Here is a 15,788-nt window from a genome sequence, read left to right as displayed (position 1 = left end):
TCAGTCCATGACCCCGGGTCTGCTGGAAGGAACCCTTCGATGCTGCCCAGATCCCAGCGCAAGCGCGTATCCCTCCTCGCGCTGCTCACCCTGCTGCCCTCGCTGCTGGCGGTGATCCTGCTGCCGAGCACGGCCCAGGCCACCGAACGCACCGTCTCCGGCGGCCGGCTGGACTGGGGCATCCGATCCTCCTTCCTCACCTACATCACCGGTCCCATCGCGCAAGGCAGTTGGTCCCTGAGCGGCGGCGCCTCCACAGTCGGAACCAGTCAGTTCCGCTTCCACACCGCCACCGGCACCTACGACCCGGACACCGGTACGGTCACCGCCGGCTACTCCGGCGGCGTCCGCTTCCTCGGCCACCAACAGGCGGACGGCTCCTACAAACTGGACCTGACCGTCGCCAACCCCACCCTCCGCATCTCCGGCAGCACCGGCACCCTCTACGCCGACATGCGCAGCAAGGCGCGCGGCACCGGCCAGATCAGCGACCGCGCCCAAGTGCCGCTCGCCTCCCTCAACCTGTCCGGCGTCGACCTGCGCGGCGGCACCCAGCTGTCCGTCTCCGGCATCCCGGCCACCCTCACCGGCGAGGGCGCGACCGCCTTCGCCGGCTACTACGAGGCGGGCGACGCGCTCGACCCGGTGACCTTCACCGCCGACACCCTGGAGCCGAGCACTCCGCCCGCCGACCCGGAACCGGACCCGGAGCCCGAGCCGGACCCCGACCCCGAGGACGAGCCCGAAGCGGAGCCCGCCGCCCACGAGATCACCGACGCGGCGGTCGACTGGGGGGTACGGCGCACCTGGCGCGAGTACGTCACCGGCGACATCGCCGCCGGCCGGTGGCAGCTGACGGACGGGGCACAGGACGGCGGCGCGCTGTTCCGCTTCCCGGCGGGGCAGGGCACCGTGGACCCCGAAGCGGGCACGGCGGAGGCGGACTTCACCGGCTCCGTCCACTTCACCGGCAACGGACTCGACCTTGAACTGAGCGCCGTACGGGTCAGCATCGCGGACGGCACCGGCACCCTGTCGGCCGATGTCACCACGGCGGACGGCACCGAGGACCGCCTGCCGCTGGTCACCTTCGCCGCCGACAGCGACCAACTGGCCCCGGCCAACGGCCTGATCCTCATCGAGGAGGCGCCGGCCGAGCTGACCGAGGAGGGCGCCGCCGCGTTCGGCCTCTACCAGCCGGGCACCGGGATGGACCCGGTCACGGTGGCCATCGCCGTCACCGAGGACGCCGAACTGCCCGCCCTGCCCGACATCGGCAGCGATCCGGTGGACACCGAGACCGCCGCCCCCGACCCCGACCCCGAGCCCGAGGCCGTGGACAACGAGCCGGCCGCCTCGTCCTCCTCCCAGACCCCCCTCATCGCGGCAGGCGCCGGCACGCTCCTCGTGCTGGCCGCCGTCGCCGCCCACCTCATCGCGAGGCGCCGCACCGCGCGGCACACGAAAGATCCTTCCGGAACCCCCGAGGAGTCAACGCGATCATGACGACCGCAACCCGAGCCCGTACCCGTACCGTACGGCGGGGCGGCATGCTGCTGGCGGCGGCGACCGCCACCGTGCTGTACACCACCAGCTTCGCCGCCCCCGCGTTCGCCGACGAGCGAGCGGGTGCCGCGAGCACCTTCGAGCTGGTCGACGGCACGCTGGACTGGGGCGTCAAAGCCTCGTTCAACAACTACATCTCCGGGCCGATAGCCGGCGGTACGATCACCACCGCCGACGGCGCCGAGCGGAACGCGGACTCCAGCTTCCGCTTCGGCAACGGCACCGGCAGCTACGACCTCACCCGGCACGCCGTGAACACCGCCTTCGACGGCAGCGTCCACTACACCGGCCACCACGGCGCGCTCGACCTGAAATTCTCCGAGCTGCGGGTCGTCACCGAGGGCACCTCCGGCACCATCGTCGCCGATGTGACGGTCGCCGGTGAGCTGACCGAGGACGTGGCGGTCGCCTCCCTTGACCTGTCCGGCGTGAACCCCGGCTCCGGGGCCGGTGGCGCGATGGTGTTCGCCGGCATCCCGGCGACCCTGACCGAGGACGGCTCGCAGGCGTTCGCCTTCATGGGCAACCCCATGTATCCGGCGGGTACCGCGCTGGACCCGGCGACCCTGACCGTCACCGCGAAGACACCCGAGCCCGAGCCCGAGCCCGAGCCGGGGAACCCGGGCGACCCCGGGGAACCCGGCAACCCGGAGAACCCCGGCGACCCCGAGAACCCGGGTAACCCGGGCACCCCGGAGAACCCCCATGAGCCGGAGAACCCCGAAAACCCCGAGAACCCCAACAACCCCGACAACCCGGACGACGAGCCCCCCGTCGACGACGAGCCGGACGCCGAGGACCCGATCCTCGCCGGCGTGATCCACGACGGCACCCTCGACTGGGGCGTCAAGGAATCCTTCCGGAACTACGTGACCGGCCCCATCGCGCACGGCGAGGTGAAGCTGGCCGACGGCGCCGTCCAGAACGACGCCGGCTACCGGTTCACCAACGCCGAGGGCGAGTTCGACACCACCGAGGAGACCCTGGGCGCCGCCTTCGACGGCAGCGTCCGCTTCCTCGGCCACGCCGACAGCACCGGCGGGTACGCCCTGGACCTGACCTTCTCCGACTTCGCGGTGGAGATCGACGGCACCAAGGGCGAGCTGATCGCCGACGTCACCACCAACGACGGCACGTACGACGCGATCACGGTCGCCTCGCTCGACATCCCGGCCGGCGCGCTCACCGCCGACGGCGATGTCATCGTCCTCACCGGAGTCCCGGCCACCCTCACCGCCGAGGGCTCCGAGGTGTTCGCTTACAACGGCACCCCGATGTACCCGGCCGGCACCGAACTGGACAAGGTCACCGTCGCGGTGGCGCTCAGCGAGGACGCCGAACTGCCCCCGACCGGCAACCCCGGCGGCACCGACACCCCCATCACCACCCCGGCCGGCACCACCCCCCAGGGCGGCGCCTCGGGCGGTGCCCTCGGTGGCGCACTGGCCAGCACCGGCAGCGGCATCCCGCTCGCCGAGCTGACCGGTGGCGCCGCCGCCCTGAGCGCGGCCGGCGTGGCGGCCTACTTCGCCGCCCGCCGCCGCACGCTGTCGCTCGGCTGACGGTCCAGCCCCGCGACAGTCCGCGTGCCCGCCGGTCAACGCCCGGCCGGCGGGCACGCACACCCACCGGCCGTCATGGCCCCGGCCGGTAGGTCACCGACGGCCGAGCAGCTTCTCGATGTCAACCAGCTGCTCGGCCGTCAACGGACCGAACTCCATGGCCGCCGCGTTCTGTTCGGCCTGCGCCACGGTACGGATGCCGGGGATCGGCACCGTCACCGGGCTGCGCGCCCACAGCCACGCCAGCGCGCCCTGCGCCGGGGTACGGCCCCCGCTGGTGAGCACGTCGCGCACCGCGTCGAACTTCGCCCGCCACTCGGGCGCCAGCCGACCGTCCACGAAGTACCGCAGCCACGCCGGGGGTTCCGCGCGGATGTCGCCGGGCGCCAGGCTCGCCCCGCCACCCGGCGCGCTGTCGTACTTCCCCGTCAGCACCCCCATCGCCAGCGGCCCCCGGTTGATCGCCGCCAGGCCCTCCGCCTCGCACAGCGCCAGCAGTTCGGGGGCGTCCTCCAGCACATTGCAGTTCAGCTGCACACTCGCGCAGTGCGGCCCGGCCGCGAACACCTTTGCCCGGTCCGGGAAGTCGGTGGACCACCCGTACGCCCGGATCAGCCCCTCGGCCACCAGCTCCTCGCACACCTCGCGCAGCGGCTCGCCCACCGCCGGCTCTGCGTGCCCCACATGGAACTGGTAGAGGTCCAGATAGTCCGTGCCCAGCCGGCGCAGCGTGCGGGTGAGCGCCTGCCGTACGTACTCCGGGCTGACATCCGGCTCCCGCAGCATGGTGCGGGTGGCCGGCTCGAAGACATTGCCCCACTTGGAGGCGATCACCACCTCCTCCCGGCGCCCCTGGAGCGCCCGGCCCAGCACCTCCTCGCTGCGCCCGGTGCCGTAGCAGTCGGCCGTGTCGAAGAAGGTGACGCCCAGCTCCAGCGCCCGCCGTACCGCCCGCACCGACTCCTCGTCGTCCACCTCGCCCCAGCCCAGCGGCAGGCCATCGGTGTCCTGCCAGGGGCCGCCGATCGCCCAGCAGCCGAAGCCGAGCGCGCTGACCTTGATCCCGGAGCGCCCCAGCGCCCGCTCTCGCGTTGTCGTCATGCCGGCGAGTCTGCACGCTGGAGTGGGCTCCAGCGGAAGGGGCGGCGGGGAAAACGTCAGAGCCGGAAGATCCCGAACCCGAAGCCGTCCGCCTCGATCCGCCCCTCCCTGATCCGTACCCCGCGTACCTCCACCGGCCGGGGCGTGCCCTCGTACGGGAAGGTGACCGGCGCCAGCCGTGGATTGACCACCACCAGATAGCGCCCGCCGCGCACGTACACCAGTGGATAGCCGTCGCCGAGCACCTCCACCGAGCCGCCCCCGCCCAGCTCCGGGGTGCCGCTGCGCAGCGCGATCAGCCGCCGTACCAGATGCAGCAGCGAGCCCTCGTCGGCCCGCTGCGCGGCGACATCGGGGCGCTCGTGATCCGGGTCGAGCGGCAGGTAGAACCGGTCGGCGGGCGCGCTGGAGAACCCGGCCCCCGGTGTCGCGTCCCACTGCATGGGGGTACGGGAGCCGGCCCGGTTGTAGCTGGCCTCCAGCACGCTGCCCTCGTGCTCGGGCAGCCCGGGCACGTAGCGCATGCCGATCTCGTCGCCGTAGTAGATGGCGGGCAGCGTCGGCCAGGTCAGCTGGAACGCGAACGCGGGCGGCAGTTGCTCGGCGGTGCGCGGGCCGCAGCACAGCCGGGAGAAGTCGTGGTTGGCGGTGGGCAGCGAGATGAACCCCTTGTCACCGATGAAGCCGGCCGCCGTGCCCCAGGCGTCGATGAACGTGCGCGCCGTGCCCCGCCCCTCGGCGTCGAAGTAGCAGCTGTCCGGCTGCTCCCAGTGCTGGTGCACGGTGCCGTGGCCGTTGTTCCACAGCGAACGCATCGGCAGCCCGTCGGACGGGCCGCCGAACTGGAGCAGGAAGTCGGCGTGGAAGCCGGCCGGCACCGACATCTGCGGGTCGCCCCACTCGGCGAGCAGCGCGGCCTGCCGGTGGGTGGTGTCCAGCCAGGTGCGCAGCTCGCCCCACAGCCGGCAGGTCTCCACCAACCCCGGGTCGTCCTTCACGAGTGAGTGCGCCATGTCCACCCGGAACCCGGCCAGGCCCAGCCGCAGCCAGTGGTCCATGACCTCGCGCAGCGCGGCCCGGTTGGCGCGCGGGCCCTCGGCGTCCACCGGCTGCCGCCAGGGCTCGGCGGCGTCCTGGCGGGCATAGCCGAAGTTGAGGGCGGGCTGGCTGTCGAAGAAGTTCGGCAGATAGCCGCCGGGGCGGGTGCCGGGGGAGGGGACGAAGCGGGGCGGCAGCGCGCCGCCGGCCCCGGGCTCGGCCCAGATGTAGCGCTGGTCGCCGGGGTTGTCCGCCGAGGCCGTGAACCACGGGTGCTCGTCGGAGGTGTGCCCGGCGACCAGGTCCAGCATCACCCGGATGCCGAGCCGGCCCGCCTCGTCCACCAGGTGCGCCAGGTCCTCGTCGGTGCCGTAGCGCGGGGCGAGGGAGAGATAGTCGCTCACGTCGTAGCCGGCGTCGCGGAACGGTGAGGCGAAGCACGGGTTGAGCCATACGGTGTTGATGCCCAGCCAGGACAGATGCTCCAGGCGGCCGGTGATGCCGGCGAAGTCGCCGATGCCGTCCCCGTTGGAGTCGGCGAAGCTCTGCGGATAGATCTGGTAGAGAACGGCGTCGGCCAGCCAGGACGGTGGGGGGCTGAAGGGCGGCATGCCCCTCACGTTAACGGCAGGCCGTGGCCAGGTCCTGGAAGACGGCGGAGTTGAGCGCGAAGGCCCGCTTGCACTCCTCCACGATGCGCAGCCGCTCCGGGCCGTCGGCGGCGATGGCGTCCAGGGTCTCGCGGTACTCGCGCTTGAAGGCGGCCGGGTTGCCGATCGCCTCGAAGACGTAGAAGTGGACGCCGGGGCCCTTGCGTTCGAAGCCCCAGATCTTCTCGGCGGTGCCGCGGATGATCTGGCCGCCGGAGAGGTCACCCAGGTAGCGGGTGTAGTGGTGGGCGACGTAGCCGGCCGGCCAGTCGGTGGCCACCTCGGTGACGCGGGCGGCGTACGCCTGCGTTGCGGGCAGCGGGGTGATGACGGTGCGCCAGCCGGGGCCCTCGTGCAGGTGGTCGAGGTCGGCTTCGAGGGCGGCGGTACGGGCCAGCTCGGGCCGGATGAACGGTCCGGCCACCGGGTCGGCGGCGAGGTCGGCGGACCTGGCCTCCAGCGCGCGGTAGACGAACCACAGCTGCTCGGTGTAGCGGCGGAAGGCGGTGACGCCGAGCTTCCCGCCGAGCAGATCGCTCATGAAGGTGGAGTTCTCGGCCTGGGTGTGCGCTTCGTGGGACGCCTCGCGGATCTGGGCGGAGAACGGGGTGACGGCGAGCGGCGTGGTCAAGGGAGCCTCCGGGGACGCGGGCGGCGGGGCACGGCATGCTGCCGTGCCCCGCCATACTCCCTACTTAGGCTTACCTAAGTCAAGCTCTTGCCGACATGGTGTCGGCAACCTCGTCACGGAAGGGTGAGCACCTCGGCGCCGCCGTCGGTGACCACCAGGGTGTGCTCGAACTGGGCGGATCGCTTGCGGTCCTTGGTGACCACGGTCCACTGGTCCTCCCACATGTCCCACTCGTGGGTGCCCAGATTGAGCATCGGCTCGATGGTGAAGGTCATCCCGGGCTTCATCACGGTGGTGGCGCCCGGGTCGTCGTAGTGCGGGACGATCAGCCCGGAGTGGAAGGACCGGTTGATGCCGTGCCCGGTGAAGTCCCGCACCACGCCGTAGCCGAACCGCTTGGCGTACGACTCGATCACCCGTCCGATCACATTGATCTGCCGGCCGGGGCGTACCGCCTTGATGGCGCGGTTCAGGGCCTCCCGGGTGCGCTCCACCAGCAGCCGCGACTCCTCGTCGACGGCCGCCTCGCCGCCCACGTAGTAGGTGGCATTGGTGTCGCCGTGCACGCCGCCCACATAGGCGGTGATGTCGAGATTGATGAGATCGCCGTCGCGCAGCACGGTGGAGTCCGGGATGCCGTGGCAGATCACCTCGTTCACGGAGGTGCACAGCGACTTGGGGAAGCCGCGGTAGCCCAGGGTGGAGGGGTAGGCGCCGTGGTCGCACAGGAAGGTGTGCGCGATCTCGTCCAGCTTGTCGGTGGTGACACCGTCCGCGATGTGCGCGGCGGTCTCGGCCATGGCCTGCGCGGCGAGCCGCCCGGCCAGCCGCATCCGCTCGATGGTGGCGTCGTCCTGCGCCTCGGGCCCGGTGTACGGGGTGGGCCCCTTCTTGCCCACGTACTCGGGCCGGGGAATGACGGAGGGCACGGACCGCTGCGGCGAGACCGTACCGGGAACAAGAAGTGACTGGCCAGACATGCCAGCGAGTCTACGGGCGGGCAGGATGAACGTATGGCTGCGCTCTTCCGACGACGGACCCCGGCCGGCAAGCCCGGCGAGTGGTACTACTGCCTGAAGCACCAGAAGGTGGAAGAAGGCCCCGAATGCCCGGCGAAGGACCGCCTGGGCCCCTACGCGACCCGCGAGGAGGCGGCCCGGGCGATCGAAACGGCCCGCGACCGCGAAGAGGAATGGCGCGAGGACCCGCGCTGGCGGGACAAGGAGGCAGAGCCTCCGGAGAGCGACGAGAACCCCCCAAGCTAAGGCCAAAGGTCAACCCGATGCCCGGGCCTTGCCTGATCGAATGAAGATCAGGCAAGGAAGCGCTTTCTGTGGTGCTGCTGATGCCAGAGTGACTCTCACGGCGGAAGTCAGCGCTCGAAGGAGGAGGCGTAGCCTGTGGCCGGTGACGATGACTACATGAGGCGAACAGTGATCCTGGAAGAGGAGGTGCCGAACGCGGAAAGCTATATCAGTCAGTACAAGGTCGGTATCGACCACCAGCAACGCCGTTTGCAACGCCTCAACTACGAATTGGGACGCCTGAATGAAAGGATCGGGGACCTTGGAGATCACGCCTGAACAGCGAGAGCAGATGGGGATTGACTCCATCACTCGCCTCATCGAGATGGACCACGCCGAGACACTGCGCCGCTGGTACGCCCTCGCGGGCGAACCCAGGCGGTCAGTGGCCGAACGGCAGCGGATCCAGGACTACATCGACTCGCTCAGTGCCGTCCGGCTTCCCGGCTCGGCCCAGCAGGCCGAAGCTGCCTGAACCAGGTGAGGGCCGGGGAGAGCGCATGACCCACTTCGACGGCTGGGTGAGTTTCGTCCAGAGCACCAGTGAGATCCCGCGCAGCGCCCGGCTTCGGCTCACCGATCGTGGGCTGGTGATGGTGCCGGTGCCCCAGGGGGCCAAGTTCGCGGAGCGGCGAATCTGGAATCAGATCGAGGCGCAGCTGCCCGGCTGGGAATCGGTCGGCGGATTCTCCGTCACCCCGGCTCGTGAGGGCCATCTGCCGGAGCCCGATGTGTCGGCTATTCCGTCGGAGAAGGTCGTACCGGCGGACAGCGCGATCGATGAAAGCCTCCTGGAATTCGTCATCGAGATCGGCTTCCCGGAGAGCCCCGCGCACGAATACCACACCAGGCCCGGCCACTACGCCCTCCGAGGCATCCCGTCCTCCCTCGTGGTGAACGTCAGCGCCGCCCGCTGGATCCTCCACCGTCACCCCGAGGACGGCGCCTACCGGCGCACCGTTTCCGGCGACTTCGGCGAGAAGATCGAGATCCCGGTGGCTGATCGGACGCTGGTTCTGGACTCGGCTCAGTTTCGGCGGGTCTGACGCCCCGCCACCCCACCCGTCCCCCGGGGCGGGGTGGCAGGATCGGGGGCATGACTTCTCATGATGCCGCCGCTGCTCCCAAGCCCACCCCCAAGGATCCCTGGGTGCTGCCCGATGTGTCCGGGCTGGTGGTCGGGGTGCTGGGCGGGACCGGGGATCAGGGGCGGGGGCTGGCCTATCGGCTCGCGCGGGCCGGGCAGCAGGTGATCATCGGGTCGCGTGCCGCCGAGCGCGCCGAGGCCGCCGCCGCCGAGCTGGGGCTCGGCATCCGGGGGCTCGACAACGCCGGCTGTGCCCGGGAGAGCGACATCATCATCGTCGCGGTGCCCTGGGAGGGCCACGCCAAGACGCTCACCGCCCTGCGCACCGAACTCGCCGGCAAACTCGTCGTCGACTGCGTCAACCCCCTGGGCTTCGACAAGCAGGGGGCCTTCGCCCTCGTCCCCGACGAGGGAAGCGCCGCCCAGCAGGCCGCCGCCCTGCTGCCCGACGCCCGGGTCACCGCCGCCTTCCACCATCTGTCGGCCGTGCTGCTCCAGGATCCCGAGGTCACCGAGATCGAGACCGACGTCATGGTGCTGGGCGACAGCCGGGCCGACTGCGAACTCGTCCAGGCGCTGGCCGCCCGCATCCCCGGGATGCGCGGCGTCTTCGCCGGGCGGCTGCGCAACGCCCACCAGGTGGAGTCGCTGGTCGCCAACCTGATCTCCGTCAACCGCCGCTACAAGGCGCACGCCGGGGTCCGGCTCACCGACATCTGACCTGCTCGGGGACAATGGGGCGCATGTCCTCCAGCTCACCCGGCTCCGCGCCCGCCCCCACCGCCGCCCCCGATGCCGCCGCCGCCCGCTCCTCCCGGCGGCTCGCCCTGTACGCCCTGGCCGTCTGCGTCCTGGCGGTGATCGCCGCCGTGGTCTCCTTCGGCCGGGGCAACTTCCTGGGCATCATCTGGGTGCTGATCGCCGGGCTCTCCTCCAACATCTCCTGGTTCGCGTACAAAAGGGCCGCCGCCATCCGCTGATCGCGGACCGCGGCGGCCCTTACGACACGCCCCGCGCCTACACCTTCTTGCGGAACTTGGAGATCGCCATCGGCGCCGTCACCAGCGTGATGCCGATCGACCACAGCACCACGGTCAGCGCCGGGCCGGCCACATCACCGGTGCCGTTGATCAGGTTCCGCGACGCCTCCGCCAGCTGCGACAGCGGATTGACGTTCGCGAACGCCTGGAGCCAGCCGGGCATGGTCTCCGTCGGTACGAAGATCGACGAGCCGAACTGCAACGGCATCATCACCATGAACGCCATCCCCTGGATGGCCTGCGCACTGTTCATCGACAGGCCCAGCAGGATGAAGATCCAGGTCAGCGAGGCCCCGAACAGTGCGGACAGACCTATCGCCGCCAGCAGCTGCACCCAGCGGCCGTTCAGTTCGAGCCCCACCGCCAGCCCGACCACCAGCAGCACCATCATGGTCACCAGCAGCCGGCCGAGCTCCACGATCACCTTGGCGATCAGCACCGAGGAGCGGGCTATCGGCATGGACCGGAAGCGGTCCATCACGCCCTTGCTGAAGTCCTCGTGCACCCCGGTGCCCACCGCCATCGCGATGCTCAGGCCCATCATGGCCATCAGCCCCGGCACGATCCAGTTCGGATAGCCGCCGCCCTCGCCGGCGATCGCCCCGCCGAAGACGTACACGAACAGCAGGGTGAACACGATCGGCATCAGCAGCACATCGGCCATCGATTCCGGGTTCTGCTTGATCTGGAGCGTGTTGCGGCGCACCAGTGCCGCGATGTGCCGCAGGTTCGCCCGCAGCCCGATCCGGCCGTCGTCCGTGCCGTGCGGCTCCCGCACGGGTACGGCCGCTTCCCTCGTCGTGGTCGTGCTCATGCCGTCGCCGCCTCTTCCGCTTCCGCTTCCTCTTCCGCTCCGGCTTCCGTCTTCGCCGCCGGCTTGCCCGTGATCGACAGGAACACCTCGTCCAGGCTCGGCAGGTGGGTGGAGATGTCCGCGATCCCGAAGCCGCGGGCCCCCAGCAGCCCGACCACCGCCGTCAGCTGCTCGTCGCTGATGATCGGCACGCTCAGCGCCTCGCCCGCCGGGTCCGTGCCCACCCCCGCGATGCCGTCCAGGCCCGCCTCGGTCACCGCCGCCGCCATCAGCGGCAGCTGACCGTGATCCATCGGCCGCACCAGCAGCGTCCGCCCGCCGACCTTCGCCTTCAGCTCGCGCACCGTGCCCTCGGCGATGACCTTTCCGTGGTCCACCACCGTCAGCTCGCTCGCCAGCTGCTCGGCCTCCTCCATGTACTGGGTGGTCAGCAGCACCGTGTTGCCGTCCGCGACGATCCGCTTGACCTCGTCCCACACCTCGATGCGGGTGCGCGGGTCCAGGCCGGTGGTCGGCTCGTCCAGGTACAGCACCCGGGGTCGGCCGATCATCGACGCCGCCAGGTCCAGGCGTCGCCGCATCCCGCCCGAGTACTTGCCGACCGGCCGCCGGGCCGCGTCGGTCAGGGAGAACCGCTCCAGCAGCTCATCCGCCCGCTTGCGGGACTCGGCCCGGGAGAAATCGAGCAGCCGCCCGATCATGTACAGGTTCTCCCAGCCGGAAAGCTTCTCGTCCACCGAGGCGTACTGACCGGTCAGTCCGATCGTGCGGCGCAGCTGGCGCGGCTGCCGCACCACGTCGTAACCCGCCACCACCGCCGAACCGGCATCCGGTATGAGCAGGGTGGACAGGCAGCGCACCAGCGTGGTCTTGCCCGCCCCGTTCGGGCCGAGCACGCCCATCACGGTGCCCTCGCGGACGTCGAGATCGATGCCGTCGACCGCCTTGGTCTCCCCGAAATGCTTGACCAAACCGCGGACCTCGACGGCGTTCCGCCCGCGGCCGGGGGTATTTTCTCGCGTCATGTGACCCAGCCTGCCAGTAGCCACCGACAAGTCACCGACATTTACCCGACAACCGGCCGCGGACGGTCGGCGGACCGTCAATGCGTCAGCAGGCCCTCAACCGGACATCAGGACGGGAAGCTGTGCTCCGGGGCCGGATATGTGCCGGACACCACATCGTCCGCGAACGCCTTCGCCGCGTCCCCGAGCGTCTCCCGCAGCCGCGCGTACTCCTTGATGAACCGCGGCTTGCGACCGCCCGGCCAGTCCGTCATCCCGGCCATGTCGGTCCACACCAGCACCTGCGCGTCACACTCCGCACCCGCGCCGATCCCCACGGTCGGAATGTGCAGCGACCGGGTGACCTCGGCGGACAGCTCGGCCGTCACCAGCTCCAGCACCACCGCGAACGCCCCGGCGTCCTGCACCGCCTTCGCGTCGCGCAGCAGCTGCTGCGCCGCCTCCTCGCCGCGCCCCTGCACCGGGTGGCCGCCGAAGGCCAGCACCGACTGCGGGGTGAGCCCCACATGCGCCATCACTGGGATACCGGCCTCCACCAGCAGCCGGATCTGGTCGGCCGAGCGTTCGCCGCCCTCCAGCTTCACGGCGCCGACCCCGGCCTCCTTCAGCAGCCGGGTGGCGCTGCGCAGCGCCTGCGCCGGGCCCTCCTGGTACGAGCCGAACGGCAGGTCGCCGACGATCAGCGCCCGCTTGGTGCCGCGTACCACGGCCGCCGACAGCATGGTCATCTCGTCGAGGGTGACGGGCACGGTGGAGTCGTACCCGAGGTGGGTGTTGCCCATCGAGTCGCCGACCAGCATCACGGGGATGCCGGCCTCGTCGAATACGGAAGCGGTCAGCGCGTCGTACGCGGTGAGCATCGGCCACTTCTCGCCGCGCCGCTTGGCGGCGGCAATGTCACGGACGGTGATACGGCGGCTGCTCTTGCCCCCGTACAGTCCCGGCTCGCGCGGGGTCTGGGCAGCGGTGTGCTGCGTCATGTCGTGCTCCATTCATCGTCTCGAAGCGCCGTACGGCGTCCCCGGATCGCCTTCCATGGTCGCACCGATCCCACGGCACGGGAAGCAGATCCGGCGGAACCCGGCACCGGCTCCCGAACGTCCCTGCCGTTAACCGGAGATACACCCGGGCGGCCTGCACGGATGCGCTTGCGGGGGTCCTGGTTCGCGTAAGGTTCCGGGGGCGGAGAGCGACGGTTGGTGAGGGCGGCGCATGGCATTGGTGGACACCCCGGGGGACGACGACGAGCGGTCGGCCAAGCCACCCGAGCCGACCGGTCAGTCGGAGCGGCCGGAGTCGTCCAGTCCGTCGGAGCCACCCAAGCCGTCCCGGGCGCGTGCGCGCTGGAGCGACCGGGTGGGCCGCTGGCGGCGTGGTGTGATCATCGCCTCGGGCGCGGTGCTGCTGGCGCTGGTGATGGTGCTGCACTCCCGCATCCCCAACCGGATCGGCAACCTCGGCAGCCTGCTGGAAACGTTTCTCCCGTGGGCCGGGCTCGGCATCCCGGTGCTGCTGCTGTGCGCCGTGCTGCGCCGCTCGCTCACCGCGCTGACCGCCCTGGTGCTGCCCCTGCTGGTCTGGCTCAACCTCTTCGGCGGGCTGCTGCTGGACAAGACCGGCAGCGGCGGCGCCCTGATGGTGGTCAGCCACAATGTGGACGCCGACAACCAGGACCCGGCCGGTACGGCGAAGGACCTGGCGGGCACCGGTGCCGATCTGATCGCGCTCCAGGAGCTGCCGCAGCGGCACGTCGCCACCTATGAGGCGGCCCTGGCCGAGGCGTACCCGTACCACACGGTGGCCGGCACGGTCGGGCTGTGGAGCAAGATGCCGCTGAGCGAGACCACCGAGCTGGACACCGGCATGGGCTGGACCCGGGCGCTGCGTACCTCGGTGCACACCGACAGTGGTGAGGTGGCGGTGCTGGTGGCACACCTGCCCTCGGTACGGGTGCAGTTCCGGGCCGGCTTCACCGCCGAGCAGCGCGACCGGGCGGCCGAGATGCTGGGCCGGGCCATAGCGGACGAGCCGCTGAGCCGGCTGCTGGTGCTGGGCGATCTGAACGGCACGGTGAACGATCGCGCGCTGGCCCCGCTCACCTCGCAGCTGCGGTCCACCCAGGGCGCGGCGGGAGCGGGCTTCGGCTTCAGCTGGCCGGCGGATTTCCCGGTGACCCGGATCGACCAGATCCTGGTGCGGGAGCTTGAGCCGGTCTCCTCCTGGACGCTGCCGGGCACCGGCAGCGACCACCTCCCGGTGGCCGCCCGGCTGGACTTCTGAGCCGCCACGTGCCCCTCGGCGGTCCGATGCCGATCGCCTTTACTCCGATCGTCGGGTCATCGGTCTATGTTTGAGGTGTGGGGGACCAGCCCCATCAGGAGGAAGCGACAGACATGGCCCGTACCCGTTTCGCCCCGGACCGTGGGCTCACCAACCGCATGGTGACCACGATGTTCCTGATCGGGCTGCTGTATGTGGTGTTCGTCGGCGTCATGATCGTCCTGCTGGGCAAGGCGTGGCCGCTGATCGTGATCATCGTCGGGGCGGTCTTCATCGCCCAGTTCTGGTTCAGCGACCGGATCGCCGCCTACAGCATGGGCGCCCGCGAGGTCACCCCCGAGCAGGCCCCGGAGCTGCACGGCGCCGTGGACCGGCTGTGTGCCCTGGCCGACATGCCCAAGCCCAAGGTGGCGATCGCCGACACCGACGTGCCCAACGCCTTCGCCACCGGACGCAGCCAGCACAAGTCCCTGGTCTGTGTCACCACCGGGCTGCTGCGCCGGCTGGAGCCCGATGAGCTCGAAGGGGTGCTGGCACACGAGATGTCGCACGTGGCGCACCGCGATGTCGCGGTGATGACCATCGCCGGCTTCCTGGGTGTGCTGGCCGGGCTGATCACCCGGATGGCCCTGTTCAGCGGCATCGGCAGGTCCCGCAACAACCAGAACATCGCCCTGCTGCTGATCCCGCTGATCAGCGCCCTGGTGTACGTGCTGAGCTATCTGCTGACCCGGCTGCTGTCCCGCTACCGGGAGCTGGCCGCCGACCGGGCCGGCGCGCTGCTGACCGGCCGCCCCTCGGCGCTGGCCTCCGCGCTGACCAAGATCTCCGGGCAGATGGCCCGGGTGCCCACCCGTGATCTGCGGCAGGCCGAGCCGTTCAACGCCTTCTATTTCGCCCCGGCGATCTCCGGCGAGAGCCTGAGCAATCTGTTCTCCTCGCACCCCAGCCTGGAGAAGCGGCTGGACCAGCTGGGCCGGATCTCCGCGGAGCTGGGCCGGCCGTAGGCCGCGGGGCCGTAGGATCGGCAGCGCCGTTCGACCGCCTCCTCCTGACCGCCGAAGGTGCTGATCCTCCCGTGGGCTTCCTCGACATCATCCTGGGCCGCAGCAAGCCGGTGAAACCCGATCTCGACCAGCTGTTCGGGGTGCCGTCCGCCGCGCTGACGCTCCAGGCCGGGGCCGGGTTCACCCCCACCGGGCTCGGCTCGGTGTGCTTCGCGAGCGTGGAGGGCGGCGCGTTCTCCCGGATCCAGGACGATGTGCGCGGGCTGCTGGACGCCGACACCTCCACCGGCGGGGTGCCCGTGGAGTTCAGCCAGGACAGTTACGGGTACACCTGGCTGCTCGCCGAACACGACCCGTCCGACGCGGCCGGCCTGGTCAATGATCTGCACGCGGTGAACACCCTGCTCCAGGACGGCGGCTTCGGCCCGCAGCTGCTGTGCTCGCTGATCGGCTTCAAGGACGACCGCGACCGTCCGCTGGCCCTCGTCTATCTCTACAAGCGCGGCACCTTCTACCCCTTCGCCCCGGTGCCGGGCGGCGGCGAGAAGCGCGACACCGCGCTGGAACTCCAGATGCGCGGGCTGCTGGAGAACGATCTGCGGCTGGAGAAGGACCTCAGCCGCTGGTTCCCGGTCTGGGGCGCCCCCGGCCTCTGACCGGACCCGATCCGATCCGCCACATAA

General features: G+C 70.7%; 18 protein-coding genes. 11 read left to right on the top strand and 7 right to left on the bottom strand.

What is annotated here, in order from left to right; translation table 11 throughout:
* The first annotated feature begins 39 nt into the window (after nucleotides 1-39).
* Both AC5WRL_RS05815 and AC5WRL_RS05810 read left to right on the top strand, forming a co-directional pair.
* Nucleotides 40-1,506 (top strand): HtaA domain-containing protein, encoded by a 1,467-nt coding sequence (locus AC5WRL_RS05815; protein WP_496087203.1) that lies wholly within the window; start codon nucleotides 40-42, stop codon nucleotides 1,504-1,506.
* Nucleotides 1,503-3,128: an HtaA domain-containing protein gene (locus AC5WRL_RS05810; protein WP_496087202.1), complete on the top strand. Its 1,626-nt coding sequence runs from the start codon at nucleotides 1,503-1,505 to the stop codon at nucleotides 3,126-3,128. The genes AC5WRL_RS05815 and AC5WRL_RS05810 overlap by 4 nt, the downstream gene beginning before the upstream one ends.
* Nucleotides 3,129-3,221: 93 nt before the next feature.
* Here the strand turns inward: AC5WRL_RS05810 and AC5WRL_RS05805 are convergent, their stop codons facing one another.
* The 4 genes from AC5WRL_RS05805 to map form a co-directional block, all read right to left on the bottom strand.
* Nucleotides 3,222-4,229, bottom strand: coding sequence for an aldo/keto reductase (locus tag AC5WRL_RS05805; RefSeq protein ID WP_496087201.1), 1,008 nt, complete (start codon nucleotides 4,227-4,229; stop codon nucleotides 3,222-3,224).
* A gap of 56 nt (nucleotides 4,230-4,285) precedes the next feature.
* A complete protein-coding gene (locus AC5WRL_RS05800; protein ID WP_496087200.1) occupies nucleotides 4,286-5,878 on the bottom strand; it encodes an alpha-amylase family glycosyl hydrolase in 1,593 nt (530 codons plus the stop codon).
* A gap of 10 nt (nucleotides 5,879-5,888) precedes the next feature.
* Nucleotides 5,889-6,548 (bottom strand): biliverdin-producing heme oxygenase, encoded by a 660-nt coding sequence (locus tag AC5WRL_RS05795; RefSeq protein WP_496087199.1) that lies wholly within the window; start codon nucleotides 6,546-6,548, stop codon nucleotides 5,889-5,891.
* A gap of 113 nt (nucleotides 6,549-6,661) precedes the next feature.
* Nucleotides 6,662-7,528 (bottom strand): type I methionyl aminopeptidase, encoded by an 867-nt coding sequence (gene map / locus AC5WRL_RS05790; RefSeq protein ID WP_496087198.1) that lies wholly within the window; start codon nucleotides 7,526-7,528, stop codon nucleotides 6,662-6,664.
* 33 nt (nucleotides 7,529-7,561) lie between these two features.
* On the opposite strand from map, the gene AC5WRL_RS05785 reads away from it, so the two are divergent.
* The 6 genes from AC5WRL_RS05785 to AC5WRL_RS05760 all read left to right on the top strand — a co-directional run bounded on the left by AC5WRL_RS05785 (nucleotide 7,562) and on the right by AC5WRL_RS05760 (nucleotide 9,919).
* The gene (locus AC5WRL_RS05785) at nucleotides 7,562-7,813 is read left to right on the top strand and encodes a hypothetical protein (protein WP_496087197.1); all 252 of its coding nucleotides are present in this window, start codon (nucleotides 7,562-7,564) and stop codon (nucleotides 7,811-7,813) included.
* Nucleotides 7,814-7,948: 135 nt separating this feature from the next.
* The gene (locus AC5WRL_RS05780; protein ID WP_496087196.1) at nucleotides 7,949-8,131 is read left to right on the top strand and encodes a hypothetical protein; all 183 of its coding nucleotides are present in this window, start codon (nucleotides 7,949-7,951) and stop codon (nucleotides 8,129-8,131) included.
* A 13-nt stretch (nucleotides 8,132-8,144) separates the two neighbouring features.
* The gene (locus tag AC5WRL_RS05775; RefSeq protein WP_496087195.1) at nucleotides 8,145-8,327 is read left to right on the top strand and encodes a hypothetical protein; all 183 of its coding nucleotides are present in this window, start codon (nucleotides 8,145-8,147) and stop codon (nucleotides 8,325-8,327) included.
* Nucleotides 8,328-8,352: 25 nt separating this feature from the next.
* The gene (locus AC5WRL_RS05770) at nucleotides 8,353-8,898 is read left to right on the top strand and encodes a Uma2 family endonuclease (protein WP_496087194.1); all 546 of its coding nucleotides are present in this window, start codon (nucleotides 8,353-8,355) and stop codon (nucleotides 8,896-8,898) included.
* A 50-nt stretch (nucleotides 8,899-8,948) separates the two neighbouring features.
* The gene (npdG, locus tag AC5WRL_RS05765; protein ID WP_496087193.1) at nucleotides 8,949-9,659 is read left to right on the top strand and encodes an NADPH-dependent F420 reductase; all 711 of its coding nucleotides are present in this window, start codon (nucleotides 8,949-8,951) and stop codon (nucleotides 9,657-9,659) included.
* Between the two features lie 23 nt (nucleotides 9,660-9,682).
* Entirely contained in the window at nucleotides 9,683-9,919 is a 237-nt protein-coding gene (locus tag AC5WRL_RS05760; RefSeq protein WP_496087192.1) for a hypothetical protein, read from the top strand.
* Between the two features lie 37 nt (nucleotides 9,920-9,956).
* On the opposite strand, the gene AC5WRL_RS05755 is transcribed toward AC5WRL_RS05760, so the two are convergent.
* From AC5WRL_RS05755 to panB, 3 genes are all read right to left on the bottom strand, one after another.
* Nucleotides 9,957-10,793 carry an ABC transporter permease gene (locus AC5WRL_RS05755; protein ID WP_496087191.1) on the bottom strand — a complete coding sequence of 279 codons (837 nt, stop codon included), beginning with the start codon at nucleotides 10,791-10,793 and terminating at the stop codon, nucleotides 9,957-9,959.
* Nucleotides 10,790-11,818, bottom strand: a complete 1,029-nt coding sequence (locus AC5WRL_RS05750; protein WP_496087190.1) for an ATP-binding cassette domain-containing protein — start codon at nucleotides 11,816-11,818, stop codon at nucleotides 10,790-10,792. The genes AC5WRL_RS05755 and AC5WRL_RS05750 overlap by 4 nt, the downstream gene beginning before the upstream one ends.
* A gap of 107 nt (nucleotides 11,819-11,925) precedes the next feature.
* Entirely contained in the window at nucleotides 11,926-12,798 is an 873-nt protein-coding gene (panB, locus tag AC5WRL_RS05745; RefSeq protein ID WP_496087189.1) for a 3-methyl-2-oxobutanoate hydroxymethyltransferase, read from the bottom strand.
* A 232-nt stretch (nucleotides 12,799-13,030) separates the two neighbouring features.
* On the opposite strand from panB, the gene AC5WRL_RS05740 reads away from it, so the two are divergent.
* The 3 genes from AC5WRL_RS05740 (at nucleotide 13,031) to pspAB (ending at nucleotide 15,761) form a co-directional block, all read left to right on the top strand.
* Nucleotides 13,031-14,098: an endonuclease/exonuclease/phosphatase family protein gene (locus AC5WRL_RS05740; protein WP_496087188.1), complete on the top strand. Its 1,068-nt coding sequence runs from the start codon at nucleotides 13,031-13,033 to the stop codon at nucleotides 14,096-14,098.
* 113 nt (nucleotides 14,099-14,211) lie between these two features.
* Nucleotides 14,212-15,105 carry a zinc metalloprotease HtpX gene (gene htpX / locus AC5WRL_RS05735; protein ID WP_496087187.1) on the top strand — a complete coding sequence of 298 codons (894 nt, stop codon included), beginning with the start codon at nucleotides 14,212-14,214 and terminating at the stop codon, nucleotides 15,103-15,105.
* A gap of 71 nt (nucleotides 15,106-15,176) precedes the next feature.
* A complete protein-coding gene (gene pspAB, locus AC5WRL_RS05730; protein WP_496087186.1) occupies nucleotides 15,177-15,761 on the top strand; it encodes a PspA-associated protein PspAB in 585 nt (194 codons plus the stop codon).
* The last annotated feature ends 27 nt before the right edge of the window (nucleotides 15,762-15,788 follow it).

This window comes from Streptomyces sp. NTD107 (assembly GCF_059510435.1).
This window is presented reverse-complemented; position numbering and strand designations above follow the sequence as displayed.

Coding starts and splice junctions, on each gene's coding strand:
- AC5WRL_RS05775 (WP_496087195.1), top strand. CDS start 8,145: ATGGGGATTGACTCCATCACTCGCCTCATCGAGATGGACCACGCCGAG.
- AC5WRL_RS05815 (WP_496087203.1), top strand. CDS start 40: ATGCTGCCCAGATCCCAGCGCAAGCGCGTATCCCTCCTCGCGCTGCTC.
- AC5WRL_RS05785 (WP_496087197.1), top strand. CDS start 7,562: ATGGCTGCGCTCTTCCGACGACGGACCCCGGCCGGCAAGCCCGGCGAG.
- AC5WRL_RS05755 (WP_496087191.1), bottom strand. CDS start 10,793: ATGAGCACGACCACGACGAGGGAAGCGGCCGTACCCGTGCGGGAGCCG.
- AC5WRL_RS05760 (WP_496087192.1), top strand. CDS start 9,683: ATGTCCTCCAGCTCACCCGGCTCCGCGCCCGCCCCCACCGCCGCCCCC.
- AC5WRL_RS05750 (WP_496087190.1), bottom strand. CDS start 11,818: ATGACGCGAGAAAATACCCCCGGCCGCGGGCGGAACGCCGTCGAGGTC.
- panB (WP_496087189.1), bottom strand. CDS start 12,798: ATGACGCAGCACACCGCTGCCCAGACCCCGCGCGAGCCGGGACTGTAC.
- AC5WRL_RS05740 (WP_496087188.1), top strand. CDS start 13,031: ATGGCATTGGTGGACACCCCGGGGGACGACGACGAGCGGTCGGCCAAG.
- AC5WRL_RS05770 (WP_496087194.1), top strand. CDS start 8,353: ATGACCCACTTCGACGGCTGGGTGAGTTTCGTCCAGAGCACCAGTGAG.
- map (WP_496087198.1), bottom strand. CDS start 7,528: ATGTCTGGCCAGTCACTTCTTGTTCCCGGTACGGTCTCGCCGCAGCGG.
- AC5WRL_RS05810 (WP_496087202.1), top strand. CDS start 1,503: ATGACGACCGCAACCCGAGCCCGTACCCGTACCGTACGGCGGGGCGGC.
- npdG (WP_496087193.1), top strand. CDS start 8,949: ATGACTTCTCATGATGCCGCCGCTGCTCCCAAGCCCACCCCCAAGGAT.
- htpX (WP_496087187.1), top strand. CDS start 14,212: ATGGCCCGTACCCGTTTCGCCCCGGACCGTGGGCTCACCAACCGCATG.
- AC5WRL_RS05805 (WP_496087201.1), bottom strand. CDS start 4,229: ATGACGACAACGCGAGAGCGGGCGCTGGGGCGCTCCGGGATCAAGGTC.
- AC5WRL_RS05800 (WP_496087200.1), bottom strand. CDS start 5,878: ATGCCGCCCTTCAGCCCCCCACCGTCCTGGCTGGCCGACGCCGTTCTC.